The organism is Nocardia sp. NBC_01503 (assembly GCF_036327755.1).
GTDB lineage: Bacteria > Actinomycetota > Actinomycetes > Mycobacteriales > Mycobacteriaceae > Nocardia.
On record NZ_CP109596.1, the window covers coordinates 2598389 to 2623689 of the forward strand.

Here is a 25301-nt window from a genome sequence, read left to right on the forward strand (position 1 = left end):
CGAGACGGCGACAGTGCTCTACATGAACACTGAAACGGCTCCCATTCCGAACGGCCTGCCGATGGAGCGCAATGCGGGTCCCTTCGATCCGCCGCGCGAGATCACCGCGCTGCGCGCGGCCCGTCCGGTCAGTCCGATGCTCTTCCCCGACGGTCACCAGGGCTGGCTCGTCACCGGTTATGACGCGGCCCGAAAGCTGCTGGCCGACACCCGATTCAGCTCGCGCCTGGATGTCGAGGTCATTCATGTGCCCTTCGAGATTCCGGGTATGCCGATCGCCACCGAACCCTCCCCGCAGATTCCGGGCATGTTCATCGCCATGGATCCGCCGGACCATACCCGGCTGCGGCGCAAGCTGACCGGCGCCTTCACCCTGCGGCGCATGAAGGAGCTGCAGGATCACATCACCGATGTGGTCGAGCGCCAGCTGGACGCGATGGCGGCGCTGACCCCGCCGGTCGATCTGGTCAAGGAGTTCGCGCTGCCGGTGCCGTCGCTGGTGATCTGTGAACTGCTCGGCGTCCCGTACTCCGATCGCGACAGCTTCCAGGCGAACTCGGCCAAGTTCATGGTCAAGGAGCAGTCGCTGGAGGAGAAGATGGGCGCGTACATCGCGCTCAACACCTACCTGGGCGAGCTGGTCACGAACAAGCGCGCCGCCCCCGATGAGGACATCCTCTCCGATCTGGCCCGCGATGAGGATCTGAGCATCGAGGAGCTCACCGGAATCGCCTTCCTGCTGCTGCTCGCGGGGCATGAGACCACCGCGAACATGTTGTCGCTGGGCACCTTCGCGCTGCTGGAGCATCCGGACCAGGCGGCCGCGCTGCGCGCCGATCCGGAGCTGTACCACGATGCCGTCGATGAGCTGCTGCGGTATCTGTCGGTCGCCGATATCTTCTATCGCTTCGCCACCGAGGACATCGAGCTCGGCGGGGAGATCATCCCCAAGGGCGCGACGGTCGTGGTCTCGCTGCTGGCCGCCAATCGCGATCCGGAGCGTTTCGAGAATCCGGACACCCTCGATGTCATGCGGCAGGCCCGCGGTCACCTGGCCTTCGGTCACGCCGTGCACCTGTGCCTGGGGCAGCAACTGGGTCGCCTGGAGATGCGGGCCGGGTTCGCCGGACTGCTGCGCCGCTTCCCGACGCTCGCGCTCGCGGTCCCCGCTTCGGAGGTTCCGCTGCGGACCGACATGAATATCTACGGCGTCCACGCGCTGCCCGTGACCTGGACGGATACCGCCGAGTAGGCCCGTTCGCCGGGGGCGAACAACACATGCGGAATTAGTCGCCGGGGTCGATAGTTGACTGGGTAGCGCTCAACCTGAGTTGAGTAGGAGACGCTCAATCTTGACAGTGCTTATCTGAAAGATGAGGTAGATGTCGTGACCAACCCACAGAACCTGCCGGTCCTATTCCTGACCGATCCGATCGTGCTCCCCGGCATGATCGTGCCGATCGAGCTGGACGAGTCCGCACAGGCCGCAATCGATGCCGCCCGGGCGGGCAAGGTCAACCAGGTGTTGGTCGCGCCTCGCCTGGATGAGGGCTACGCCAGCTACGGCGTGGTCGCCACCATCGAACAGGTCGGCCGGATGCGCGGTGGCGCCCCGGCTGCGGTGCTCAAGGCCGAGGGCCGCGCCAAGATCGGACACGGTGTGACCGGTCCCGGCGCGGCGCTCTGGGTCGAAGCCGAGCCGGTCGAGGTCCCCGAATCCGACGGCCGCACCAAAGACCTTGCCGCCGAATACAAGAAGCTCGTCGTGGCCGTACTGCAGCGCCGTGAGGCGTGGCAGGTCATCGACGCCGTCAATCAGCTGAACGATCCCTCCGCCATCGCGGACGTCGCCGGTTGGGCTCCCTACCTGAGCCACGACCAGAAGCGCGAACTGCTCGAAACCCTGGACGCCACCACCCGATTGACCAAGTTGATCGAGTGGACCAAGCAGCACATCGCCGAGACCGAGGTCAACGAGAAGATCAGCGAGGAGGTGCGCGAGGGCGTCGAGAAGTCGCAGCGCGAATTCCTGCTGCGCCAGCAGCTCAACGCGATTCGCAAGGAGCTCGGCGAGGGCGAGCCCGACGGTGCGGACGACTACCGCACCCGGGTCGAGACCGCCGATCTGCCGGAGAACATTCGTGAGGCCGCGCTGCGCGAGGTCGATCGCCTGGAGCGTTCCAGCGATCAGAGTCCGGAATCCGGTTGGATCCGCACCTGGCTGGACACCGTCCTGGAGCTGCCGTTCAGCGTGAAAACCGCTGACAGCACCGATGTCTCGGCCGCCCGCGCGGTACTGGACGCCGATCACCACGGGCTGGACGAGGTGAAGGACCGCATGGTCGAGTACCTGGCGGTGCGTGCCCGCCGGGCCGCGCGCGGTCTGGAGGTCGTCGGCGGTCGTGGTTCGGGCGCGGTGCTGGTGCTGGTGGGTCCGCCCGGCGTGGGTAAGACCTCCCTGGGCGAGTCCGTGGCACGGGCGCTGGGCCGCAAGTTCGTTCGCGTCGCCCTGGGCGGCGTGCGTGACGAGGCCGAGATCCGTGGTCACCGGCGCACCTATGTGGGCGCACTGCCCGGTCGCATCGTGCGCGCCATGAAGGAGGCGGGGTCGATGAATCCCGTTGTCCTGCTGGACGAGATCGACAAGGTCGGCTCCGACTTCCGCGGTGATCCGGCGGCGGCGCTGCTCGAGGTCCTGGACCCCGCGCAGAACCACACCTTCCGCGATCACTACCTGGATCTGGATCTGGACCTGTCCGATGTGCTGTTCATCGCGACCGCGAATGTCATGGACACCATTCCCGGCCCGCTGCTGGACCGCATGGAACTGATCACCGTGGACGGTTACACCGAGGATGACAAGGTCGCCATCGCCCGTGACTTCCTGATCCCGCGTCAGCTCGAGCGCAACGCGCTCACCGCCGACGAGGTGCAGGTCAGTGCCGAGGCGCTGCGCGAGATCGCCGCCAACTACACCCGGGAGGCCGGTGTCCGCCAGATGGAGCGCCTGATCGCCAAGGCGCTGCGCAAGGCGGCGACCAAACTCTCGGAGTCGACGGACGTGAGCGACGCCGAAAGCATCATCACCTCGGGCGAGTTCGTGCCGGACAGCCCGGCGGAGCTGGGCTACGAGCCCGAGTTGGGCTACGAAAAGGCGTCCGGCCCGGAGCGTCTGGTAATCGGACTGGGTGATCTGAAGGACTACCTGGGCCGTCCGCGCTTCACCCCCGACGGGGTGGAACGCACCGCGGTCCCCGGTGTGGCAACGGGTTTGGCGGTGACCGGCGCCGGTGGCGATGTCCTCTACATCGAGGCCAACGCCGCCGAGGGCGACCGCTCCCTGACCCTCACCGGTCAGCTGGGTGACGTCATGAAGGAGTCGGCGCAGATCGCCCTCACCTACGTGCGCTCACACCTGGAGGAGATCGGTATCGAACCGAAGGTCCTCGACCGCAATATCCACATCCACTTCCCGGCAGGCGCGGTCCCCAAGGACGGCCCGTCGGCGGGCGTCACCATGGTCACCGCCCTGGTGTCCCTGGCCCTGGACCGTCAGGTCCGAGCGGATGTCGGTATGACCGGCGAGGTCACCCTCAACGGCCGAGTCCTGCCCATCGGCGGCGTCAAGCAGAAGCTGCTGGCCGCCCAGCGCGCGGGCCTGAAGACCGTCTTCATCCCCGCCCGCAATGAACCGGACCTCGACGAAGTCCCCGCCGAAGTCCTCGCCGCCCTGGATGTCCGCCCCGTCGCCGACGTGGCGGAGATCCTCGCCTACGCCATCGAACCGGTCATCGAACCGGCCCTCGACGGCCGCCCCCTGAGCGCCACCGCCTAGCCAGCAGGCGCTCCCCATGAGGAGCCGTGCGTGCGTCCCACACGCACGGCTCCTTCGTGTCAACTACCCAGATGCGCGTGTTTCACATGAAACCTCTGAAACCCGCGCGGTTCGTTCCTGTCTCGTAACGTGTGCCGCGTGATCACTGTTGCCACTTGGAATGTCCTGCATCGGGTGCATGCCGACAACTGGGACAGCTCGTTCGCTGGGCGCTGGCCGGAGGACAAGGTGCGGATCGAAGGGGTCACCTCGGTGGTGGCAGGGAGATCCGAGCAGGTCATCGCATTGCAGGAGGTCAGCGGTGATCAATTGGCGAGCCTACGGGAAGCGTTGCCCGGTAGGGAGTTTCATGTGCTGCGGTATCCGCGGGTGCCACGGCCGCGACGGGTCGCCTCGATGCTCCAGGACCGGACCGAACATCTCGTTCTGATCGTGGCTGGGGCCGGGCGGAATTTCGCCGCCGGGGCGTTCGCGAGCGATCCCGGGAAGGGCTATCTCGCCGTGCTGGTGGACGGTGTGCTCATAGTCGCCACGCACGTGACCGGCGACGATCGGCGCGGCGGGCAGTTCGCCCGGCTGGCGGAACTCACTGCGGGCGGACCGGTGGTGCTGCTCGGCGACTTCAACGCGCCCGCCGCCGAAGTCGTCGCGGCACTGGGCACGCACTACACCGTCGCCGAATTGCCGGTGGATGCCATCGCGACTCGCCCGCGCGGCTCCGACGCGGAGAAGTCCCAGTTCATCGACCATGTTGTGACGCGCGGAATCACCGCACGAGACACAGCGGTCGAGGATGTGGCCGGGGTGTCCGACCACAACCTCGTGCGCGCGACGATCGGCTAGAACTCCCCGGCCACGGCGAGCACGGTGCGGCCGGAGTGGGTGCCCTCCAGGATGGAGTGCAGTACCGCTTCGGCCTCGGTGATCGGGGCGTAGTTCTCCAGCAGGGACAGGTGCCGGGGTTTCAGGTCTTTGGCGAGGCGTGCCCACAGTTCGCGGCGGGCCTCGATGGGGAAGTGCGCGGAGTCGATGCCGAGCAGGGAGACGCCGCGCAGGATGAACGGCATGACGGTGGTGGGTAGGTCGGTGCCGCCGGTGAGGCCGGAAACCGCCACGGCGCCACCGTATTTGATGGTGGACAGGATGTGGGCCAGGGAGGCGCCGCCGACACTGTCGACCGCCGCGGCCCATTGCGCCTTGCCGAGAGGGCGGAGTTTCTCGCCCTCGCCGGGCAGTCGGCCGATGACGCTCGACGCGCCGAGCGCGGTGAGAAGTTCGGTGGCGCCGAGCTTTCCGGTGGAGGCGATCACCTCGAAACCCAAGCCGGCCAGGATATCGACGGCGACACTGCCGACGCCGCCGGTAGCGCCGGAGACCAACACCGGACCGGAGTCGGGGGTGATGCGATTGTCCAGCAGGGCCTGCACGCTCATGGCGGCGGTGAATCCGGCGGTGCCCAGGGCGGCCGCCTCGCGCGGGGTGAGGCCGTCGAGTTTCACGACCCAGTCGGCGGGGACCCGGGCGTACTCGGCGAAGCCGCCATTGTGGGCGACGCCGATATCGTAGCCGTGCGCGACGACGAGCTCGCCGGGCGCGAAATCCGCACTCTCCGAGGCGAATACCTCGCCGGTGATATCGATACCCGGGATGATCGGATAGTCGCGCACCACACCGCCACCCGGAGTGATGGCGAGTCCGTCCTTGTAGTTGGCGCTCGTGAAGTGCACCTTGATCGTCACATCGCCCGCGCCGAGGAAGTCGTCACCGACCGTCTCGCGCCGGAGTGCGATCCCGCTGTCCGTCTTGCGTGCCACCATCGCCTGGAACTCCATGCCCTGAGCATAGGACTCCGACGCTGGTCAGGGCAGGTTCCCGATGGAATCGGTGACTTTACCTCGCGCGTAATCGCTTTCGTTCCCGCGGCACGGCATCGTTGTCCTCAGCACAGCGAAAGACAAAGGAGCGCAGCCGATATGCCTTACTTCCAGACCGCCGACGGCACCACCCTCGCCTACGAAGAGTACGGAACCGGCGCCCCGCTGGTGTTCATCGCGGGCTGGTCGCTGCACGCGGATATGTGGGAATACCAGCTGCACTACTTCGTGGAGCGTGGCTACCGCTGCATTCTGCTGGATCGGCGCGGCCACGGTCGTTCGGATCGCCCGGCCATCGGGTACGACGTGAACACCCGCGCCGACGATATCGCCGCCCTGATCGAGCACCTGGATCTGAACGACTTCACCATGGTGGCGCATTCGGCGGGCGGTGCGGAGGTGGTGCGCTATCTGGCCCGGCACGGTCAGGAGCGAGTGAATCGGATCGCACTGCTGGCCCCGGCCATTCCGTTCATGTTGCGGACCGAGGACAATCCGATCGGCGCGCCCAAGGAAGCCTTCGAAGCCTCTGCGGCGCAGTTGAAGTCGGATCGTCCGCAGTGGTTCGCCGAGCGCGCCCAGGGCTACTTCGCGACACATCTGCGCCGGGGCATCTCGCAGGCGGTCATCGATACGGAGATTCAGCGCTGCCTGTCGGCGTCGCCGTACGCGACGATCGCGGTGCAGCGGGACCTGTTCCACTCCGACCACCGTCCGGACGTGGCCGCGGTAACCGTCCCGTTCCTGCTGCTGCACGGCCTGGTCGATCAGTCGATTCCGATCGAGATCAGCAGCCGTCAGGCCGTGCGGCTCGCGCCGCACGCGGTATTGAAGGAGTACTGGGATGCCGGGCACGGGCTGTACATCACCCATGCCGCCGAGGTGAACACGGAAATCCTGGAGTTCCTGAAGAGCTGACCGGCTCCCGCGTTCCCCGGCGGCGCGCCTCAGGCGAACTTGGGTGCGCGCTTGCCGAGGAACGCGGTGATCCCCTCGGCCCCGTCCGCGGATTCCGCGCAGTGCGTGATGAACGCGGCCTCGGTGGCCAGCTGCTCCTCGAGGGTGTGCTGGGACGAGACCAGCAGCAGCTTCTTCACATTCGCGTTGGAGCCCTTGGGCCCCTGCGCGAACTGCTGCGCCAGCTGTTCGACGGTCTCGGCGAGTTCGGCATCCGGCACCACCCGGTGCAGCAGCCCCCAGTCGAGGGCTTCGGCGGCCTTCAGCACCCGATTCGTGAGCATCAGATCCTGGGCGCGGCGCACGCCGATCAGCCGCGGCAGGTAGTAGGACGCGCCACCATCGGGGCTGAGCCCGACCTTGGTGTACGCCATGGTGAAGGAGGCGGATTCGCCCGCGATAACCAGATCACCGGCGACCGCCAGGCTCATACCCGCCCCGGCGGCGGTCCCGTTGACCGCGGTGATCAGCAGCGCGTCCATCCGCGCCAGCGTCGAAACCGCCTGGTGCAGCGTGTCGGCCAGCTTGGCGATGAATTCGCCGGTGTCCGCGCTCTCGGCCATGGCGCGCAGATCGCCGCCGGCGGAGAAGAATTTCCCGGCTCCGGTGAGCACCACCACCTTGATGGCCGGATCCTCGGAGCAGTACGTGGCGGCCGCTACCAGTTCCTCGGCGAGCGCCTGATCGAGACCGTTGGCGGCGCCGGGCCGGTTCAGCGTGATGCGGGCGATGGGTCCGTCCGTGACGAAGCTGATGTTCTGGTAGTTGGTCATTGTCCGGTGCTGCCTTCCGTCGGTATGCCTGTTCCCAGCATGACAAACGCTGTGTGCCCGGTCGGCGTGCGGTCACGCTCCGAATTCGACGCGTACGCCGAGCAGGCGAATGGGGCGGTCCAATTCGAACGCGTGCAGTACCCGCAGCGCGGTCTCGACGACCTCGTCCACATCGGTGCTGGATCGGGGCAGTTTGCGCTGTTTGGTGCGGGTGAAGAAGGTTTTGGTGCGTACGGTGACCCCGACGCGGCCGATGCTGCGCCCATCGGCGAAGGTCTCCTCGGCGACCTGGGTGGCGAGTCTGGTTATCGCGGCGTCGAACTCCGCGAGTTCGGTGAGGTCGGCAGGGAAGGTCTCCGAGCGGGAGTGCCCGACCGGTTCGCGCGGTTCGGCGATATCGGTATCCCCGGCGCCGTGCCCGAGCACCCAGAGATACGGCCCGGTATTCGGGCCGAACTCCGCGGCGAGCAGTTCGCGATCCGCGGCGGCGAGATCAGCCACGGTCTCGATTCCCATGGCGCTCATACGTTTCGCGATACGCGCCCCGATTCCCCACAGCGCCGTCGTGGGCCGATGCGCCATGAGCTCGGTCCAATTCGCCGCGGTGAGCCGGAATACGCCGGCTCCGCCCTCCGGTATGACCTCCGAATCACCGCTCTTACCAATGGCTTTGGCGAATCCGGTGGCGAGTTTGGCGCGAAGTTTGTTGTCTCCGATACCTACCGCGCAGGTGAGGTCCAATTCCACTATGGCAGAACGGATATCGCGCGCGATGTGCTCCGGATCATCGGTATCGACGGCAAGAAACGCCTCATCGAACCCGAGCACCTCCACCCGTCCCGAAAAGGTGCGCAGCAGCGCCATGATCTCCTCGGACGCCTGCGCGTAGGTGTGCGGATCCTGTGCCAGGAACACCCCGTCCGGACAGGCTTTCAATGCCGACCGCAGTGGCATTCCGGCCCGCACGCCATATGCTCGCGCGGGATAGGAGGCGCAGGAGACCACCTTTCGCGGCTCCGTGGGATCCCCATTCCCGCCCACGATGACCGGCAGCCCCCGCAGTTCGGGATGCCGCCGGAATTCGACCGCGGCCTGGAATTGGTCGAGGTCGACGTGCAGCAGCCAGCGCGTCACCCCTGTAGTTCTTACCCCATGCGCACTGTTTTCAGCGGGAACGGCGCAGCCAGGCCACCGGGGAACGGAATGCGTAGCGGGCTTTGAGCGCCCCGGACTCCACCCGACCCTCGATATGGATCAGCGGTGCGCCCGGAAAACGCGGCAGGGTGACACGATTGGAGATATGTCCGCCGGGCCCGAATTCGACGGCATCGAGATCGACGCGCCAGCCGCGCGGCACGATCACCACAATCGTGCCGGAGCCCGCGTTGATCCGCATATCGATGGCGCGCCGGGAGCAGTAGGCCTGGGTGAAGTCGATGACCACCTTGCCCGAAGTGCATTCGGCCACCAGCTTTTCCGGCACCGTCCACTGTTCGTCGGTGCGTCTGGATTCACTGGTTACGCGCAGCTCCAGCGGCGGTGCCGCGGGGCTGGGCGTTCGCTGCCGCGCGGCATTTTTGCGCGCGGCAGCGAAGCGCTGCAAATCGTCGAAACCGAAGGCGGGCACCCGCCGCTGCTCCGTGGTACGGCTCACCGAAACTCCTCCCCCGGCATGTGAAACAAGCGTCCGACTGCTGTGCCAGGGAATCCGAATTATTCCGTATAGCAGGGCATTTGAGACCGGCCGTACTCTAACGGAACGGTCACAGGAGGATGTCGCGCAGATACCATCGACACTGCATTCTCACTTGATCTTGCAAATGTCGTAGCACCGATTCGCTATGGATCAGCGGCGGCCGAGATGAATGGTGGTGGCGCCCAACAGGAAAATATCCTCACGCGCGCCGATGTAGGTGTCGGCGCTGGGATCCAGCAGCAGGTCCAGGGCCTTACGGTCATCGTCGGTGACATTGTCGCTCATACGGTTTCGCAATCCGTCGAGCCAGCTGGTGACGCTCTCGCGCACCTCGGGTGTGGCGGTGGGCTGATCGGTGAGGACGCTGAACGAGGCGACCTCGGCCAGCCCGGCCCGGGTGAGCGCGATATTCCAGCCGTACGGCATGGGCACGGTGCCGGTGATCTCGGCGCGCATCCGGCCGAAGAATTCGTCGCGCACCGCGAGCAGTCGATCCTGCAGTCCGGGGGTGCCGACACCGAGATCCCAAGGCAGACAACGCAGTGGCAGCCCGCCTTCGGCCAATGCCAGCCAGCCGCCGGTGCGCACCAGTTTGGCGAGTCGATCGGTACCGGCCTGCTGATCGGGCAGGTGATGCACCATGCGCGAGGCCCACACCAGATCGGCCTGTGCGACGGTGTCGAGCACACTGTCCGCGGCGGCATCCACCAGCACGGTCTCGATACTCACCCGATCGTCACCGGCGAGTGCGGCCTCGGTGGTGGCACGGGCCGCGTCCAGCAGTTCGGTCACCGCGTCGGCGATGATCAACCGGCCGCCGCCGCGCGCCGCGAGCTCGACCGCGAAGGCCGCGCTCTGCCCGCCGGCTCCCGCGCCGATATCCACGACCACCGGCCGCTCGCCGGAGTTGGCGAGCAGTCCGATCAGTCGCCGGGCGATCTGGGTCTGGGCCGCTGTGGCCAGGGCGTCTTCCCGGCGCAGGTGGTCGATCTGGGTCGCCCAGTCGATCCCGTCATGGGTGTGATCATGTCCGTGGGAGTGGCCGCGTCCGTGCCCATTTCCCGGTGCGTGATCACCCTGGTGTGCGGTGGTTCCGTGCGAATGCGAGTGCCCGTGCGTGTGTGCTCCCATTCCTATGAACCTATCGAGATTTCCCCGATTGCCAACTTTATTTGCCGGTTCGGCAAAGAGTTGGGCCGGGATCTCAGGCGGCGGCGGGCTCGCTGGAGTCGGCGAATTGGGTGCGATAGAGCTCGGTGTAGCGACCGCCCTGCGCCAGCAGTTCGTTATGGCTGCCGCGCTCGACAATGCGCCCGTGTTCGAGCACCAGGATCTGATCGGCATTGCGAATGGTGGAGAGTCGATGCGCGATGACGAGCGCGGTACGCCCGTCGAGCGCCTCGGCCAGGGCCTCCTGCACCGCCGCCTCGGAGGTGGAGTCCAGTGCGGCGGTGGCCTCGTCCAGGATCACCACGCGCGGCTGCTTGAGCAGCAGTCGGGCAATGGTGAGGCGCTGGCGCTCACCACCGGAGAGCCGGTAGCCGCGTTCACCGACCACGGTATCCAGACCATCGGGTAGTGCGGTGATGAGCTCACCCAGTCGCGCCCGTTCCAGGGCATTCCACAGCTCCTCCTCGGTGGCCTCGGGCCGGGCCAGCAGCAGATTCCCGCGAATGGTGTCGTGGAACAGATGCCCGTCCTGGGTGACCAGGCCGACGGTGTCCTGAATGGATCGGCTGGTCAGCTCGCGCACATCGGCGCCGCCGAGCCGCACCGATCCGGAGTCCACGTCGTACAGTCGCGAAACCAATTGCGCGATAGTGGATTTGCCCGCGCCGGAGGAGCCGACCAGGGCCACCATCTGCCCGGGTTCGGCGCGCAGGCTCACCTCGTGCAGTACCTCCTCGCCGCCGCGGGTGTCCAGGGTCGCCACATCCTCGAGCGAGGCGAGCGAGACCTTGTCGGCGGACGGGTAGCCGAAGTTGACGCTCTCCAACTCGACGGCGATGGGGCCCTCCGGCACCGCGCGGGCATCGGGCGCGTCCTCGATGAGCGGCTTCAGATCCAGGATCTCGAAGACCCGCTCGAAGCTGACCAGTGCGGACATGATGTCCACGCGGGCACTGGCCAGTGCGGTGAGCGGTGCGTAGAGCCGGGTGAGCAGCAGCGAAAGCGCCACCACCGCACCGGGTTCCAGCTTGCCCTGCAGTGCGAAGTACCCGCCGAGCCCGTAGACCAGCGCCAGCGCGAGCGCCGAGACCAGGGTGAGCGCGGTGACGAAGACGGTCTGCAGCATGGCGGTGCGCACGCCGATATCGCGCACCCGCCCGGCCCGCACGCCGAACTCCGAGGACTCCTGCTGCGGTCGCCCGAACAGCTTCACCAGCGTCGCGCCCGGTGCGGAGAACCGCTCGGTCATCTGCGTACTCATGGAGGCGTTCAGCCCGGCGGCCTCGCGCTGAATCTTGGCCAGCTTCTCCCCCATCCGCCGTGCGGGCAGGACGAAGACCGGGAGCAGCACCAGCGCGAGCAGGGTGATCTGCCAGGACAGCCGCATCATGACCGCGAGGGTGAGGGCCAGGGTCACCACATTGGTGACGACTCCCGACAGCGTCGAACTGAAGGCCCGCTGCGCCCCGATGACGTCATTGTTCAACCGGCTCACCAGTGCGCCGGTCCGGGTGCGCGTGAAGAAGGCGATCGGCATCTTCTGCACATGATCGAAGACCGCGGTGCGCAGATCGAAGATCAAACCCTCGCCGATGCGCGCGGAGAGCAGGCGGATCACCAGCCCCAGCCCCGCGTCCAGAATGGCTACCACCGCGATGATCGCCGCCAGTACCACCACCGTGCGCGGCGCGGACCCACTGACGATCGCGTCCACGACCCGCCCGGCGAGCACCGGTGTCGCCACCGCCAGCAGCGCCGACACGATGCTGAACACCAGGAAGGCGATCAGCCGCCGATGATGCGCATGCGCGAACGCCAGAATCCGCCGCGCCGTCGCCAGCCGCAGCGGACGCTGCTCCGTGGGCGCGTTCATCTGTCGATACAGCTGATTCCACGCCACCGATTCCATACTCATCCCGGGCTCCTCACCGCTCTGGAGTACATCGAACCCCAGACCACCGACACTAAGACCTCAACAAAGGTTCAGGACAAGCCATACCCGCCCCGAGTTCGCTCCTGGCGAACCGCGACTCCCCACGTTCGCGTTGTGTCGGGTGGGCGCCTCCTAGGCTGGCGGGGTGAGCGAGATGGTGGTGCGAGGGTTGCGCGGGCGGATCGACGGGGAGATCGATGCGTCCGAGCGGCGGCGGGCCGAATACTCCTCCGATGCCTCCAACTATCGGGTGCTGCCGACGGCCGTGGTGTTTCCGCGCACCGACGGGGATGTGCGCGAGGTGCTCGGCTTCGCGCGGGCGGAGGGGATCGGGGTGACCGCCCGGGGCGCTGGGACTTCGGTGGCGGGCAATGCCATCGGCACGGGCATCGTATTGGACTTCAGCCGCCATATGAACGCGATTCTCGAGGTGGATACCGAGCAGCGCCGGGCGCGGCTGCAGCCCGGAGTGGTGCTGGGGACCTTGCAGGGGGCGGTCGCGGCGCACGGGCTGCGATTCGGGCCGGACCCTTCGACACAGAATCGGTGCACGCTCGGCGGGATGATCGGGAACAACGCGTGCGGGCCGCATGCGGTGGCATGGGGTCGTACCTCGGATACCGTTCGTGAACTGCGAATTTTGGATGGGTCAGGGGTGGAGCGGCGGCTCGGCACCGAACTGTCGGCGGTGCCGGGGTTGACCGAATTCACCCGTGCGAATCTGGCTGTACTCCGTACCGAATCGGGTCGATTCGAGCGGCAGGCATCGGGATACGCGCTGGAACACCTACTGCCGGAACGCGGTTCATCGGTGGCCAAGGCGTTCGTCGGTACCGAGGGCACCTGTGGACTACTGCTCGAGGCGACGGTCGATCTGGTGTCCATTCCAGCGGCGACGGTACTGGTGGTGCTCGGATACCCCGATATGCCGACAGCCGCGGACGATGTCGCGGCTGTCATGACGGTGCGCCCGGTCGCCGTCGAAGGTATGGATGCCCGGCTGGTCGATGTGGTGCGCAGGCATCGCGGCGGCGCGGTGCCGACCCTGCCGCGCGGCGGTGCCTGGCTGTTCGTCGAGATCGAGGGCGAGACGGTCGAGCAGGCGCGCGAGACCGCCGAACTGCTGTGCCGCACCGCGCACGCGGTGGATTCGCGGCTGGTGCTGGATTCGCGGGAAGCCAAGGCGCTATGGGCAATTCGCGCCGACGGTGCGGGCCTATCGGGCCGCACACCGGACGGCAATCCGGCGTGGCCGGGGTGGGAGGACGCGGCGGTCCCACCCGAGCGCCTCGGCGACTACCTGCGCGAATTCGAAGCGCTCATGCGCGAGCATCGCGTCGACGGCCTGCTCTACGGCCATATCGGCGACGGCTGTATCCACGTCCGCCTCGATCTACCGATAGCCGATGCACCACAGCGCTTCCGGGCCTTCCTGGAGGACGCCGCCCGCCAGGTGGTGACCTTCGGCGGTTCCCTCTCCGGTGAGCACGGCGACGGCCGTGCGCGCTCGGAGCTGCTGCGCCACATGTACTCCCCCGCCGCCCTGGCGGCCTTCGCCGGATTCAAATCCCTCTTCGATCCGGATGACATCCTCAACCCCGGTGTCCTGGTGCGCCCCAACGCCATTGACACGGACCTGCGCCTGGTCGGCCTGAGTCCGACCCCCGCTGCGGGCGGTTTCGCCTTCCCCGCTGACGGCGATTTGGCGACGGCCGTCCACCGCTGTGTAGGCGTGGGCAAATGCCGGGCCGACACCCGCGCCGCGGGTGGTTTCATGTGCCCGTCCTACCTGGCCACCTCCGATGAGAAGGACAGCACTCGCGCCCGCGCCCGGGTCCTGCAGGAGGTGGTCTGCGGCGCCCTCGACTGGCGCTCCGACGCGGTGGCCGAATCCCTCGATCTCTGCCTGTCCTGCAAGGCATGTCACTCCGACTGCCCTGCCGGAGTGGATATGGCCACCTACAAATCCGAAACCCTGCACCGTCGCTACCGAGGCCGCCTCCGTCCTCTGGACCACTACGCACTCGGCCGTCTCCCCCGCTGGCTGGCCGTCGCAACCAAGTTCCCCCGCACGGCGAATGCCCTGGCGAATATCGCGCCGCTGCGTCGAATCGCGCTGCGCGCGGCGGGAATCGACCCTCGCCGCCCGATTCCGGCACTGGCGACGGCGAGTTTTCGCCGCACCCGGTGGGATACTCGCATTGCCCACGGAGAGTCGATAGCCACCACGCGCGATGCTCTCGTCGAGGCACGTGATGCACCCGCCGAGGTAGGCGATTCGGCCGCTCGGACACGCGATGCGGCCGCTGTGCCGGGCGATACCGGGGTGGTCGCAGGAGCTCCCACTGCGGGGGGCGAAGTGAATCGAGCGGGTACCGGCCGTGATGCGAACCCGAGTGTACTGCTGTGGATCGACACTTTCACCGATGCCTTCGACCCGGAGATCGCCTGGGCCACAGTGAGATTACTCGAATCGCTCGGATACGACGTGACAGTGCCCGAGCGGCGCGTGTGCTGTGGATTGACCTGGATCAGCACGGGCCAGCTGGATGGGGCGCGAAAGCGGCTGCGCGCCACGGTGGATGTGCTGGATGCGCACGTTCGCGCGGGCGGTGTGGTGGTCGGCCTGGAGCCATCCTGCTCCGCCGCACTGCGCGAGGACCTACCCCGCCTGCTGCCGGATGACCCGCGTGCGCACGCGGTCGCGGCGGCCGTGCGCACCCTGGCGGAGTTCCTCGAGTCATTGCCGGACTGGATGCCACCGGATCGCGCCGGGCAAGTGGTCGTGGTCCAGCCGCACTGCCACGAGCACGCGGTATCGGGCTTCGCGGCGGATCGTCGAATTCTGGAGCGCACCGGCGCGACCGTCCGCGAGATCGCCGGGTGCTGCGGTCTCGCCGGAAACTTCGGAATGCAACGCGGGCACTACGACGTCTCGGTGGCAGTGGCCGAGAACGGTCTCTTGCCCGCGCTACGAGCTGCTCCGCCGGACGCGGTCCTGCTCGCGGACGGCTTCTCCTGCCGCACGCAGGCCGACCAGCTGGCTGGCCGGTCGGCAATGCATTTGTCGCAATTCCTGCTCGAACCGCGGGCTTCGGTACGGGGGTGGATCCCGGCCGAGATCCTGCCGGGATGACGGGGTGAGCGGGCGCCGGGATGACAGGGTGGGCAGTGTGGCGATGTTGAGGCGCGGATCGGGTCGTGGCTATCGTTCGCAGGGTGCCACCGGTCACTGTCGGCGGGGGTTGGCCGCGGTGTTTCCCGGGTGTCGCGCAGAATGTTCCGGTGACCTCTTCTCCGACCGTCAGTGCGCTCGCGCGTACGGTGCGGTCGGAGCGTCCCATTGATCTCGCCGCGACCGTATCGCCGCTGCGGCACGGCGGCGGCGATCCCTGTCATCGGACCACGCCGGACGGTGCGCATTGGCACGCCTCGCGGATGAGTTCGGGCGTGGTGACCTTCCGGCTGCGGCAGGCCGACCGGTGTGCGGTCGACGCTCAGGCTTGGGGGCCGGGCTCGGAGGAATTCCTCGAGGAGCTTCCGGCGATGCTGTGCCTGGATGAGGATCTGAGCGACTTCGCTCCGGAGCACCCGAAGGTGGTCGAGGCGCATCGGCTCAATCCCGGATTGCGGATGTTGCGCACCGGGTTGGTATTCGAGGCGCTGGTGCCGGTGGTGCTGGAGCAGCAGGTGCACACCAGGACCGCGCAAGATTCGTGGCGGAAGCTGGTGTGGCGGTACGGAACTCCCGCACCGGGTCCCGCGCCGGAGGGTTTGCGGGTGATGCCGGACGCGGAGACGTGGCGGCATATTCCATCGTGGGTGTATCACCGCGCGAATGTGGGTCCGCAGCGGTCGAAAACCATTGTGCTGGCCGCGCGTATCGCTTCGAAGCTGGAGGAGGCGGCGACGCTGTCCCATGCCGAGGCCGCGCATCGACTGCGCACCGTGCCCGGAATCGGGGTGTGGACGGCGGCGGAGATCGCCCAGCGCGCCTTCGGTGATCCGGATGCCCTGTCGGTCGGTGATTTTCACCTCGCCGCCACGGTCGGCTGGACGCTGCTGGGCAGGCCCATCGACGATGCCGAGATGGTCGAGTATCTGGAACCCCTTCGCCCGCACCGATATCGGGCGGTGCGGCTGCTCGGCCTGGCCGGGTTCGCGTATAAGCCGAAGTTCGGACCGCGCACGCCGTACACCGATCACAGCCGTATCTGATCTACCGGTCGAGAGCGCGATCACCCGCGTCCTGTGCTCGCTGCAGCGCACTGGCGACGGGCAGTCGGCCCAGGAACATTTCGGCGAGTATCGGATCCATCGCCTCGAGCGCCGCCGGGAATCCGGGTCCGCCGCCGCCGGAGATCCAGCCGTCCCGCAGCACCTCGAAGAATGGCGTCACATCCACGCCGTGCCGGGCCCAATAGTCCCGGTACACCTGCTGTTCCGCGACGACGGCGGGAATGGTGGCTCCGTCGACACCGAGGTAGCGATTGCCCGCCGCACTGCCCAGCCAGGCCAGTACCCGTCGGGTCGCCTCCGGATGCGGGGATGCCGCATTGCCCGCCACCGCGATCGAATTATTCGCGCTGATACGGCCTTTCGGCCCCTGCGGTATGAGCGCGAGGCCCCACCGGAATCCGGCGTTCTGCGCGACGGTCGCGAGATTGAAGCTCCCGGACTGGAACAGCGCCATTTTCCCCTGCAGGAAGGCATTTTCGGCGAAGTCGCCGCTGTTGTTGGTATCCGCCGCCGATGGCGACAATCCGTCGGCGATCAATCGCACCAGGTATTCGAAGGCGATGTCCCCCTGCGGATTCGCGAACGCGAAGCGCTCATCGCGCTGGAGGACGGCTCCCGCCGATCCCAGATAGGGCAGTTGGATGGACTGGAAGTCCTTGGCCGCGTTGTACGGCCAAGGCGCTGTGGCATGCAGTCGGCGCAGGATCGGCCGGAAGGTATCGGCGGCGGGGTCAGCGCTCCAGCGCGCGCCCGTCAGCTCGCCCGGGTCGACTCCGGCGCGTTCGAGCAGGTCCCGGTTGTAGAAGATCGCACTGCCGCCATCCACGAATTGCGGTACCGCCCAAAGCGTTCCCCCGCGAGTGAACTGCGCGACCGCGAACGGATCCCATCCGGCGGCCGCCTCCGGCCCCAGCGCCTGCCCGATATCGACCAGCTTCCCGCTATCGGCGTAATCCTCGTACAGGCTGGTCCAGAACAGATCGTCGGCAATCCCGCCCGCCACGTCCAGCCGTAGCTTGCGCGCGTAGGAGGCCCACGGCACCAGCGTTATTCGCACCTCGATATCCGGATTGGCCCGCTCGAACTCGTCGAGCGAAGCCCGATAGGCCGATACGAAACTCTGATCCCAGATCCGCAATCGCACCATCGTGCGCCCGGACCCGACCCCGTCCCGCCCCAGCCACAGCGCCGCGCCGATGAGCAGCACAACCGCGAGTGCGATCCCGAGCACCACCCGGGTCGAATCCTTCACCCTCATTTGAGCCCTGTCCAGGCGATGGACCGCAGCACCTGCCGCTGTGACACCACGAACAACACCACCAGCGGTGCGATGGCGAGCGTGGTCGTGGCCATGATGAGCGGCCACTGCGAGTTGTATCGCGTCTGCATATTCGCGGTGGCCACGGTGAGCACCTGCCACTTGGCTCCGCTGGCCGCGACGAGTGGCCACATGAAGCTGTTCCATTGCGATACGACGGTGATGACGGTCAGCGTGGCCAGGATCGGGCGGCTCATCGGCACCACCACATGCACCAGGATGTCGAGCGTATTCGCCCCGTCCATCCGTGCCGCGTCGATGAGCTCACCCGGTATGGCTCGAAAGTACTGTCGCAGCAGGAATATGGCGTATGGCGACCCGAAGAGGAAGGGCAGCGCCAGCGCCCAGAAGGTATTCAGCCAGCCGAGCTTCGCGAACATCAGATACAGCGGAATGAGGGTGACGGCGCTGGGCACCATCATGGTCCCCAGATACACCCAGAACAGCGTCTCGCGCCCGGGAAAGCTGGTGCGCGCGAACGCATATGCCGCGAGTATCGAGATCAGCAGTTGTCCACAGGTAATACACACCGTCATCAGCGCGGTGACGGCGACGGCCCGCCCGAGCCCCTGATCGAGCACGGTCCGGAAATTGCCGAGCGTCACCGGATGCGGTGGTGTCAGCGCGGATTCGTTCGCGAACTGCCCCGGGGTCTTGACCGCCGTCGCCGCACTCGATACCAGCGGTGCGACGGTGAGCAGCGCCCCCGCGATCAACACCAGATACGCGATCCCCGAACGCACCGCGCCCCCGCGCAGTTCAGTACTCATAGCTGGTCCGATCCCGGAAGTACCGATGCTGCGCGAACGTGATCACGAACATCACCGCGAACACCACCACCGCCATGACCGCCGCCCGCCCCGGCCGCGCGGCATCGAACGCCTCCGAATACAGCCGCATGGCAACCACATCCGTGTGATGGTCGGGTCCGCCGCGGGTGAGCGCGTACACCGTGTCGAAGGTCTGGAACGCGGTCAACACCCCGGTGGCGAGTACGAAGAACATCGTCGGCCGCAGCAGCGGCAGCAGCAGCCAGCGGGTACGCCGCCATCCCGTGGCCCCGTCCAAGGCCCCGGCATCGAGTACTTCCCCTGGAATAGCCCGTATCCCGGCAACAAAGAACAAAGCCACATAGCCGACATTCATCCAGATGAGCACCGCCGCGACACCGGGCAGCGCCAATACCGGCGAACTCAACCATTCGATCCGCCGCCCCAAGAGCGCACTCAGAGCCCCTCCGGTAGGCGCGAAGATCCACTGCCACACCACCCCCACCGCCACCGGCGCACACATCCACGGCAGCGCGTAAACCACCCGCAGCACTGTTCCCCCGCGCCCCCGCCCCGCCAACAGCGCCGCCACCCCGAACCCGAGCGCCGTCTGCACCGGCACCACCATCGCGGTCAACACCACCGTGACCACCAGCGAATGCCCGAATTGCCGGTCCCCCAACACAGCCCGCCAATTATCGAGCCCCGTGAACTTCATGGGCCCCAGCAGATTCCAACTGTGCAGGCTCAACCACAACACCACCGCGATCGGCAGTAGCAGGAAACAGCCGACCCCGATCAGACTCGGCAACAGCAGGGCATAACTGGTGGCAATACGCCGAACCGTCCGGTCCATGATCGCCGACGCTACCGCTTTTTCGGCCGACGTTTCACCCGGTGCCCCGGCCTGGCGCATGATAGTTTTTGCGACCGGCGAGGCGGCCACGATACGGCAGGGGACGGCGTCGATGAGAATTCAGCCACGACAGCAGATTCTCGGTGTGTGGCGGTCGCTGTTGACCGCCTGCTACCGCGACGGCGTCTGGGAGTGGGGTGGCCGGGACGGCTCCAACTCGATCAGCGATGCCGAACAGCTGCTGTGCCTGTTGTATCCGGCGACGGAGATCGACGGCTTCGGCCTGGACAAACCGGACGATATTGCCGATGACGTCCGAGCCGTGCTCTCCCCCATGGGCAATAGCGCGCGCATCGGCACGACCCTGGTGCGGGTGCTCGAGGACTACATCGATCGTTACACCACCGTCGTCGAGGAGTCCGGCACGAAGAAGGATCTGCCGGTCTTCGACGCGGGCAGCTACCTGGCTGCCGATGTCGGTCAGCCGACCGCCGAGCAGAGCCGACTCGATGTCGTCGACTCGTACTCCATGTCCCTGACCCTGTGTCTGGCCGCACTCAAATTCCTACGCGGCTTCCAGGGCTTCCTGCTCACCCAGACACGTAGGGACGCAAGGGAACTCGCCGCCAGCATCGATGTTCTGGATGCCCGCGTCAATACCCGCCTGACCGCCTGCATGGTCGGCTTGGTGCGCAGCTTCGTGGTCAATACGGTGACCAAGGAGTCCAGCGAGGGCCAGGCCATGCTTTCCATGCTGAATCAGACCGGAGCATCGGATGAGACGGTGGTCAAAGCGGTCGCCCGCCGCCTGGAGCGGGTGCGCATCCGACTGCGCAACGACCTCACGCTGAGTCAGACCCCGGGTGTCGACCTGTACGACGAGGAATTGCTCTTCGAATGCGGCTGGAGCTGGAGTCTGGTGCGCGACGCCGCGCCGATCGAATTCGTCGACCTGCCGATCGCCGCCGAATCCGGGTACGCCATTGCCCGCCCCTATCTGCACTTCACGGTGGTGGCCCTGGACGGTATCAATGACCTCACCTCGGCCCGCACCCGCGAATTGGACCTGCTGGACGGTGAACAGCGCCGCCTGGCCGAGGCGCTGCAACTGCGCTGGGATCTGGCGCAGCGCTACTGGTCGGCGGTGGCACGCTTCGGCTCGGGGCGCTGGCCTCTGGAAGACATTCCGTGGCGCACCTCCGACGGTGAGGAGTCGGATTACTTCAGCCTCACCGTCTCCGCGGTACTCATGCAGGATCTGCTGAACCGGGAGGCCGATGACGACGACCTCACCAGGGCCGCACCGATCTTCGATGAGCTGGCCCGCCGCGGTCGGATCGTCAGCCGCCTCACCGAGAATGATCCGGCGCGCGCCATGCATACCCCGGGCGTGCGCCTGCGCCTGACCGGTAGCGAGGATATCGACGGCGGTCCCCTACTGCTTTGGACGGTATCCGATTACGCCACAGTGCTTTTGAAGCGCATTCTGCAGGCTGCTCGACTCTCGGCCACCATGGAGACCCGGGATAAACTGCTCGAACTGGCGCAGGAGGCCATGGAGCATCTGGACCGCCGCGCCTTCCGCGAGGGCCGGGTCACCGGCCTATGGGATGATCCGGCCCGCATCTTCGGTGGTCCCGAAATACATGAGCCCTCTTGGTATCTCACCGAGCGGGTAGTCGAATGTATGGTCGCCGCCGCTCTCATGTTCGCCGATCCGCCACTGCGCTCCCCCGCCCTGGTGGTGCGCGCGATGGAACTGCTCACCGAGGCGGAGCATCTGCTCAACGGCCAATTGCTGACCCTGGGCGGTCAGGACACCTCCGCCAAACGCACCGCACTGGCCTTGGCCCAGCGTCGCGTGGAACGCGCCCGCAGGCTCATCGACGAACAGCCGGGCACCGCACTGAGTTTGGCCTCACAGGCGTTGCTGGAACTGGATGAGCTCGCCTACGCCCGCCACGACGCCACCAGGAGCCAGTGACGTGCTCGTATTCTCGGCATCCGATAAGGGCGGCACCGGCCGCTCGGTGACCAGCTGCAATATGGCGTACCAGTTGAGCATGGACGGTTTGAAGGTCGCCTACCTGGATTTCGATTTCGGTTCTCCGACGGTCGGCGCGATCTTCGAGATCAGCCGGATCGATCGCGGTATTCCGGGCGACACCGGCATGCACTCGTATCTGCTCGGCAACAATGGCTCCGCCGCGCGCTTGAGTGTGCGCTCGGAGACCGACCGCCCGGAGCTGCGGCATTCCCGGCACCCGTCGGGCCGCCTGGTGCTGTTCCCCGGTGACGCCGGTGGCGCGGAATTCGCCTCCGTGGACGCGGCCATGGTGCGGCGCTGCACCGAACTGCTGGCCACCTGTGAACAGGAATTCGATGTCACCCTGGTCGATTTGAGCGCGGGCCGCTCCATCGCGCTGACCCTGGTGTTGTATGCCACCGCCATGCCCCAGCTGGACCGATCCACGGTGCGCTGGTTGGTCTTCCATCGCTGGACCCGTCAGCATCTGGTGGCGGCCTATGGACTGGTGCACGGTCCGCACGGACTGTTGAAGACCGGCGTGGCGTGCGGACATTCGGAAGAGCGGCTGATCGATTCGGTGCGCTATGTGCGCACCGCGGTTCCGGAGTTGAACGAGGCTATCGGTTTGCGGCCCGCGCAGGCCGCGTGGTTGCAGGAGCAGAACGCTACGCTGAGCCGCGCCGCGATCCGCTACGAGTTGGGCACCACCCGGATGCTGGGCGCCACGCCGGTGGAACCTATGCTGCAATGGCGTGAACAGGTGATCCTGGATGTCGATGTGGCCGACCGGATCGCGAATGAGAAGACCGTCTCCGCCTTCCGTGATCTCGCCGCCCGGCTCAGTAACCAGGCCGTCTGGGAAAGGCTCGAGGGCCAATGAGCTCTATCGACTACAGTGAAGCCGCCGAACGCAATCGTGTTGCCGGACAGCCGATTTCGCATGTCTCGATCGAGGCCGGTCACTTCTACATGGATGATCTGGTCAATGGCATCGACCGGATCAAGGCGCAGTTCCACCGGGTCGCACCGCTGGTGGAGGCGCACCGGCAGGCGGCCCGGGCCGAGTTCGGGCCCGGCGCGCGAGTCAGCACCTGCTTTCTGATCGACGACTATTTCCGGCACGACACCAGCCCGGCGGAGATTCTGAGGAAGCTGCTCGACGCCGCCGACGAATGCGGTGTGCGCATCGACTATCTGGCGCGCGAGGCGGGGTGCGCTGAGGTGCCGGTGTTCATAGACGGCGAGTCGATCGGCGATCCGATTCGCCTCGCCGAGATGATGGCCGCGCGTATCGTTCCCGAGCCAGAGGATCAGCAGTCCACCGGCCGCCGCCCGGCGACCGCGGAATCCGGTTGGCTGTGCAATGGCCGTCGCTCCTCGGAATACGATGCGGCACAGGCCATGCGGGTGGCCCCGTATCGTCCGCCGGTGGAGTTCGCGGCGCGTAATCATTCGATCTTCCTGGACGTGCAGTTGTGGAACCGTTGGACCGAGTCGGTCGGTGGTGAGCAGATCGAGCGCACCCGCTGGTCCTGCCCGTTCCTCGCGTCGATCTGGCAGTTGTTGCGCCTGGGCATGATTCGGCACGAGGGCGCGGTGGTAGCCGCACCAGTGCCGGAGATCGATGTGCGGCGGCCGAGTGAGGATCCGCGGCCGGGCGCGGAGTCGCCGACCATGGAGTGGCCCACGGACTGGTGGAAGATGCCCGCGGTGGTGCAGCTGAATCCGGCCGCAGCGCCGTTCGCGGCCTATCGCACGCTGTCGGTGCTGCCGCACAGCTATCTCGGTATCGAGCATGCGGTGCGGGTGATCCTTGATCATCTGCAACTCGACTCGGAGGTCTACGACAAGCTCGCCGAACGTGGTGCGGCGGAACGGATTCCGGTATCCGTACCGGCACGGGTGACACACCGGGTCAATCATGTCTTCATCGGTGACGCCTGATGTTCGCGACGGATATGCCATGAGCGATCCCCTGGTGCTGCTGGGCGAGGTGCGCACCGGCCTGCTGCCCGCTTCGGTCGCGCTACCGCCGCAGGAGGCCGCCGAACTGCTGGCGCTGCTACCCGGCCAGCGCGTGCTGATGCGCGAACGTCCACTCGCCCTCGCGATTTCGCCGAGTGCGGCGGTCGGCGTCGACTGTCAGTTGGCGACCGTCTCGCGATCGGACAGCAGGGCGGTCGGTACCGTCGCCTCGCATGCCACGCTCGTCGGTGGCCGGGTCGCGCAGAGTTCGTCGAGTGTGCGGGTGGTGCGCGCCGCCGATTCGAATCGGCGGCCGTGGTCGCACTATCTCACCCAGGTCGGCACCGTGGAGCTGATCCACCGGCTCGGTGACGATACCGCCGCCGCGGTGGATCTCACCGAGGGCTTCCTGGAGGCATCCAGCGCGACGACCCTGGATCTGGGCTCCATCAGCGAGCGCCTGCTCACCCAGGTGCGCACCGACGCCCGCCTGGATCGACGACCGCGCCTGCGCACCACCGCGACTCGATTGCGCTGGGCCGCCCGGGTCGCGCCGCGGTTGGACGGCGCGGTGCGGGGCCGGACCCTGTTCGCCTTCCGGCTGGAGGACGAGTCGACCCGTTCGGTACGGATCATGGTCCCGACCGTCCGGGATCTGGCCGGGGTGCAACGCTTTTGCGAGGACGTGGCCGTGCACGACTGGCTGCTCACCACCCTCGACGCGGCGCTGGGCGATGCCGGCCGCTTCGGCCCGCACCAGGATGCGGTGGAGCTGCTGACCCCGCTGCTGGAACAGCTTGTGCACCTGTGGATGCCGGGTGCGCATACCCCGCAGCGGTTGCGCGAGTTGTGGACTCGACTGGAATCGGATCCGGGTTTCACCAGGCAGTGGACCGCGCAGATCGGGCAGTTGCGCGATCGACTGGCGGTGGCGACCCTGGAGGCGCTACGCGCTGCCAAGATCAGCACCGCGGAGTGGTGACCCGTACTCCCGAGGTGGGTATGTGGCGCTGCGGCAACAGGATTCAGAGCCGGAACCAGCGCCGCACCAGCAGTGCGAAGAACACCGATGTGGTGACCGTCCCCAGATAGCACTCGATCACCAGAAGCGCGCGCCCGCCCGCGCGCAGGCCGTCGGAATCGCCCGGGCCCAAGGGATTCAGATAGTTGACGAGCACCTTGTAGACGGTGACCGTCAGCGGGTTGTCCGATACCAGCGAAATGGCCGCGACGAATACCACCAGTTGCACCGCGATCCACCCGAGCATGCGGAACGGGCGATATCCGTAGCCGCACACCAGATCCGGGAACAGTCCGCCGATGCGCCGCCACATCACCGGCTGCGCCAGTCGCCGCGCCCGGGCCAGCGCCAAACCGCAGCGGTCCTCGGCATCGGTGTCCTCGTCCTGATGGAACAGACTGCTCGCGCGCCGGAAGGCGTGTGCGGCGTGTGCGGGCAGTCCGGCGGGTAGCAGTCGCTGTCCGATCCGCTCGTAATTCTCGCCGAGTTGCCGCTTCTGGGTCCGGCTCAGGCGCAGCGGCCCGCGGTACTCGACCTCGGCCGCGAGCAGGGCGGTGAGCAGCACGGTGACCGGGACGGATGTCACTGTGCCGTCGGGGGATTGGTGCAGGGCGTCGGTGTAGATGTGCGCGAAGACCAGGCTGTCGCCGACCCGCCGGATACCGGGCGGATCATAGGTCGCGACCACCGCCTCCACATGCCGGGTGAAGCTGTCCAGCAGCGGTTGCTCGGTAGCGCGCCGGCGCAACGAGTGTGGTTGCTCCAGAAACGTCGCGAGATCCTCGGCATAGGTGGCGGCATGTCGTTCGATGCGCGTACTCATGGCGGCGACGAACGGTGACGAGGGCGAGCTCTTTTCGAGCAT

20 protein-coding genes are annotated in these 25301 nt (G+C 66.9%); 10 read left to right on the top strand and 10 right to left on the bottom strand.

Annotated elements, in window-relative coordinates; translation table 11 throughout:
* The first annotated feature begins 22 nt into the window (after positions 1–22).
* The 3 genes from OHB26_RS11675 to OHB26_RS11685 all read left to right on the top strand — a co-directional run bounded on the left by OHB26_RS11675 (position 23) and on the right by OHB26_RS11685 (position 4678).
* A complete protein-coding gene (locus tag OHB26_RS11675; RefSeq protein WP_330184197.1) occupies positions 23–1252 on the top strand; it encodes a cytochrome P450 in 1230 nt (409 codons plus the stop codon).
* Between the two features lie 135 nt (positions 1253–1387).
* Positions 1388–3835: an endopeptidase La gene (gene lon / locus OHB26_RS11680; protein ID WP_330184198.1), complete on the top strand. Its 2448-nt coding sequence runs from the start codon at positions 1388–1390 to the stop codon at positions 3833–3835.
* Positions 3836–3973: 138 nt separating this feature from the next.
* The gene (locus OHB26_RS11685; RefSeq protein WP_330184199.1) at positions 3974–4678 is read left to right on the top strand and encodes an endonuclease/exonuclease/phosphatase family protein; all 705 of its coding nucleotides are present in this window, start codon (positions 3974–3976) and stop codon (positions 4676–4678) included.
* Here the strand turns inward: OHB26_RS11685 and OHB26_RS11690 are convergent.
* Positions 4675–5667 (bottom strand): acrylyl-CoA reductase family protein, encoded by a 993-nt coding sequence (locus OHB26_RS11690; RefSeq protein WP_330184200.1) that lies wholly within the window; start codon positions 5665–5667, stop codon positions 4675–4677. The two genes, OHB26_RS11685 and OHB26_RS11690, sit on opposite strands and share 4 nt — an antisense overlap.
* A gap of 141 nt (positions 5668–5808) precedes the next feature.
* On the opposite strand from OHB26_RS11690, the gene OHB26_RS11695 reads away from it, so the two are divergent.
* Complete coding sequence (locus OHB26_RS11695; RefSeq protein WP_330184201.1) at positions 5809–6627, top strand: alpha/beta fold hydrolase; 819 nt, start codon at positions 5809–5811, stop codon at positions 6625–6627.
* A 29-nt stretch (positions 6628–6656) separates the two neighbouring features.
* Here the strand turns inward: OHB26_RS11695 and OHB26_RS11700 are convergent, their stop codons facing one another.
* The 5 genes from OHB26_RS11700 to OHB26_RS11720 form a co-directional block, all read right to left on the bottom strand.
* A complete protein-coding gene (locus tag OHB26_RS11700; RefSeq protein ID WP_330184202.1) occupies positions 6657–7439 on the bottom strand; it encodes an enoyl-CoA hydratase/isomerase family protein in 783 nt (260 codons plus the stop codon).
* Positions 7440–7511: 72 nt separating this feature from the next.
* A complete protein-coding gene (locus OHB26_RS11705) occupies positions 7512–8573 on the bottom strand; it encodes a DNA polymerase IV (RefSeq protein WP_330184203.1) in 1062 nt (353 codons plus the stop codon).
* A gap of 31 nt (positions 8574–8604) precedes the next feature.
* Positions 8605–9093 (bottom strand): hypothetical protein, encoded by a 489-nt coding sequence (locus OHB26_RS11710; protein WP_330184204.1) that lies wholly within the window; start codon positions 9091–9093, stop codon positions 8605–8607.
* A gap of 192 nt (positions 9094–9285) precedes the next feature.
* The gene (locus tag OHB26_RS11715) at positions 9286–10266 is read right to left on the bottom strand and encodes a methyltransferase domain-containing protein (RefSeq protein WP_330184205.1); all 981 of its coding nucleotides are present in this window, start codon (positions 10264–10266) and stop codon (positions 9286–9288) included.
* A gap of 73 nt (positions 10267–10339) precedes the next feature.
* Positions 10340–12220, bottom strand: coding sequence for an ABC transporter ATP-binding protein (locus OHB26_RS11720; protein WP_330184206.1), 1881 nt, complete (start codon positions 12218–12220; stop codon positions 10340–10342).
* A 172-nt stretch (positions 12221–12392) separates the two neighbouring features.
* Here OHB26_RS11720 and OHB26_RS11725 point away from each other — a divergent pair, with 172 nt between their 5' ends.
* On the top strand, positions 12393–15374 hold the full coding sequence (locus OHB26_RS11725) for an FAD-binding and (Fe-S)-binding domain-containing protein (RefSeq protein ID WP_330185594.1): 2982 nt from the start codon (positions 12393–12395) through the stop codon (positions 15372–15374).
* A 149-nt stretch (positions 15375–15523) separates the two neighbouring features.
* Positions 15524–16456 (top strand): DNA-3-methyladenine glycosylase family protein, encoded by a 933-nt coding sequence (locus tag OHB26_RS11730; protein WP_330184207.1) that lies wholly within the window; start codon positions 15524–15526, stop codon positions 16454–16456.
* A gap of 1 nt (position 16457) precedes the next feature.
* Here the strand turns inward: OHB26_RS11730 and OHB26_RS11735 are convergent, their stop codons facing one another.
* Genes OHB26_RS11735 through OHB26_RS11745 form a run of 3 tightly spaced genes read right to left on the bottom strand, consistent with a single transcriptional unit; the run spans position 16458 to position 19421 of the window.
* Positions 16458–17729: an extracellular solute-binding protein gene (locus tag OHB26_RS11735; protein ID WP_330185595.1), complete on the bottom strand. Its 1272-nt coding sequence runs from the start codon at positions 17727–17729 to the stop codon at positions 16458–16460.
* 2 nt (positions 17730–17731) lie between these two features.
* On the bottom strand, positions 17732–18565 hold the full coding sequence (locus OHB26_RS11740) for a carbohydrate ABC transporter permease (RefSeq protein WP_330184208.1): 834 nt from the start codon (positions 18563–18565) through the stop codon (positions 17732–17734).
* Positions 18555–19421 (bottom strand): carbohydrate ABC transporter permease, encoded by an 867-nt coding sequence (locus tag OHB26_RS11745; protein WP_330184209.1) that lies wholly within the window; start codon positions 19419–19421, stop codon positions 18555–18557. The genes OHB26_RS11740 and OHB26_RS11745 overlap by 11 nt, the downstream gene beginning before the upstream one ends.
* A 112-nt stretch (positions 19422–19533) precedes the next feature.
* Here OHB26_RS11745 and OHB26_RS11750 point away from each other — a divergent pair, with 112 nt between their 5' ends.
* The 4 genes from OHB26_RS11750 to OHB26_RS11765 are packed head-to-tail and all read left to right on the top strand — an operon-like array spanning position 19534 to position 24397.
* On the top strand, positions 19534–21405 hold the full coding sequence (locus OHB26_RS11750) for an SCO2524 family protein (RefSeq protein ID WP_330184210.1): 1872 nt from the start codon (positions 19534–19536) through the stop codon (positions 21403–21405).
* Between the two features lies 1 nt (position 21406).
* Positions 21407–22330 carry an SCO2523 family variant P-loop protein gene (locus OHB26_RS11755; protein ID WP_330184211.1) on the top strand — a complete coding sequence of 308 codons (924 nt, stop codon included), beginning with the start codon at positions 21407–21409 and terminating at the stop codon, positions 22328–22330.
* Positions 22327–23394 (top strand): SCO2522 family protein, encoded by a 1068-nt coding sequence (locus OHB26_RS11760; protein ID WP_330184212.1) that lies wholly within the window; start codon positions 22327–22329, stop codon positions 23392–23394. The genes OHB26_RS11755 and OHB26_RS11760 overlap by 4 nt, the downstream gene beginning before the upstream one ends.
* 19 nt (positions 23395–23413) lie before the next feature.
* Positions 23414–24397 (top strand): SCO2521 family protein, encoded by a 984-nt coding sequence (locus OHB26_RS11765; RefSeq protein WP_330184213.1) that lies wholly within the window; start codon positions 23414–23416, stop codon positions 24395–24397.
* Positions 24398–24440: 43 nt separating this feature from the next.
* Here the strand turns inward: OHB26_RS11765 and OHB26_RS11770 are convergent, their stop codons facing one another.
* Positions 24441–25301, bottom strand: coding sequence for a hypothetical protein (locus OHB26_RS11770; protein ID WP_330184214.1), 861 nt, complete (start codon positions 25299–25301; stop codon positions 24441–24443).

What these genes read in the sequence shown, in the direction of transcription:
- OHB26_RS11675 (WP_330184197.1), top strand. Translation starts at nt 23, where the DNA reads ATGAACACTGAAACGGCTCCCATTCCGAACGGCCTGCCGATGGAGCGC.
- OHB26_RS11690 (WP_330184200.1), bottom strand. Translation starts at nt 5,667, where the DNA reads ATGGAGTTCCAGGCGATGGTGGCACGCAAGACGGACAGCGGGATCGCA.
- OHB26_RS11695 (WP_330184201.1), top strand. Translation starts at nt 5,809, where the DNA reads ATGCCTTACTTCCAGACCGCCGACGGCACCACCCTCGCCTACGAAGAG.
- OHB26_RS11700 (WP_330184202.1), bottom strand. Translation starts at nt 7,439, where the DNA reads ATGACCAACTACCAGAACATCAGCTTCGTCACGGACGGACCCATCGCC.
- OHB26_RS11715 (WP_330184205.1), bottom strand. Translation starts at nt 10,266, where the DNA reads ATGGGAGCACACACGCACGGGCACTCGCATTCGCACGGAACCACCGCA.
- OHB26_RS11720 (WP_330184206.1), bottom strand. Translation starts at nt 12,220, where the DNA reads ATGAGTATGGAATCGGTGGCGTGGAATCAGCTGTATCGACAGATGAAC.
- OHB26_RS11725 (WP_330185594.1), top strand. Translation starts at nt 12,393, where the DNA reads ATGGTGGTGCGAGGGTTGCGCGGGCGGATCGACGGGGAGATCGATGCG.
- OHB26_RS11740 (WP_330184208.1), bottom strand. Translation starts at nt 18,565, where the DNA reads ATGAGTACTGAACTGCGCGGGGGCGCGGTGCGTTCGGGGATCGCGTAT.
- OHB26_RS11745 (WP_330184209.1), bottom strand. Translation starts at nt 19,421, where the DNA reads ATGGACCGGACGGTTCGGCGTATTGCCACCAGTTATGCCCTGCTGTTG.
- OHB26_RS11750 (WP_330184210.1), top strand. Translation starts at nt 19,534, where the DNA reads ATGAGAATTCAGCCACGACAGCAGATTCTCGGTGTGTGGCGGTCGCTG.
- OHB26_RS11760 (WP_330184212.1), top strand. Translation starts at nt 22,327, where the DNA reads ATGAGCTCTATCGACTACAGTGAAGCCGCCGAACGCAATCGTGTTGCC.
- OHB26_RS11765 (WP_330184213.1), top strand. Translation starts at nt 23,414, where the DNA reads ATGAGCGATCCCCTGGTGCTGCTGGGCGAGGTGCGCACCGGCCTGCTG.
- OHB26_RS11770 (WP_330184214.1), bottom strand. Translation starts at nt 25,301, where the DNA reads ATGCTCGAAAAGAGCTCGCCCTCGTCACCGTTCGTCGCCGCCATGAGT.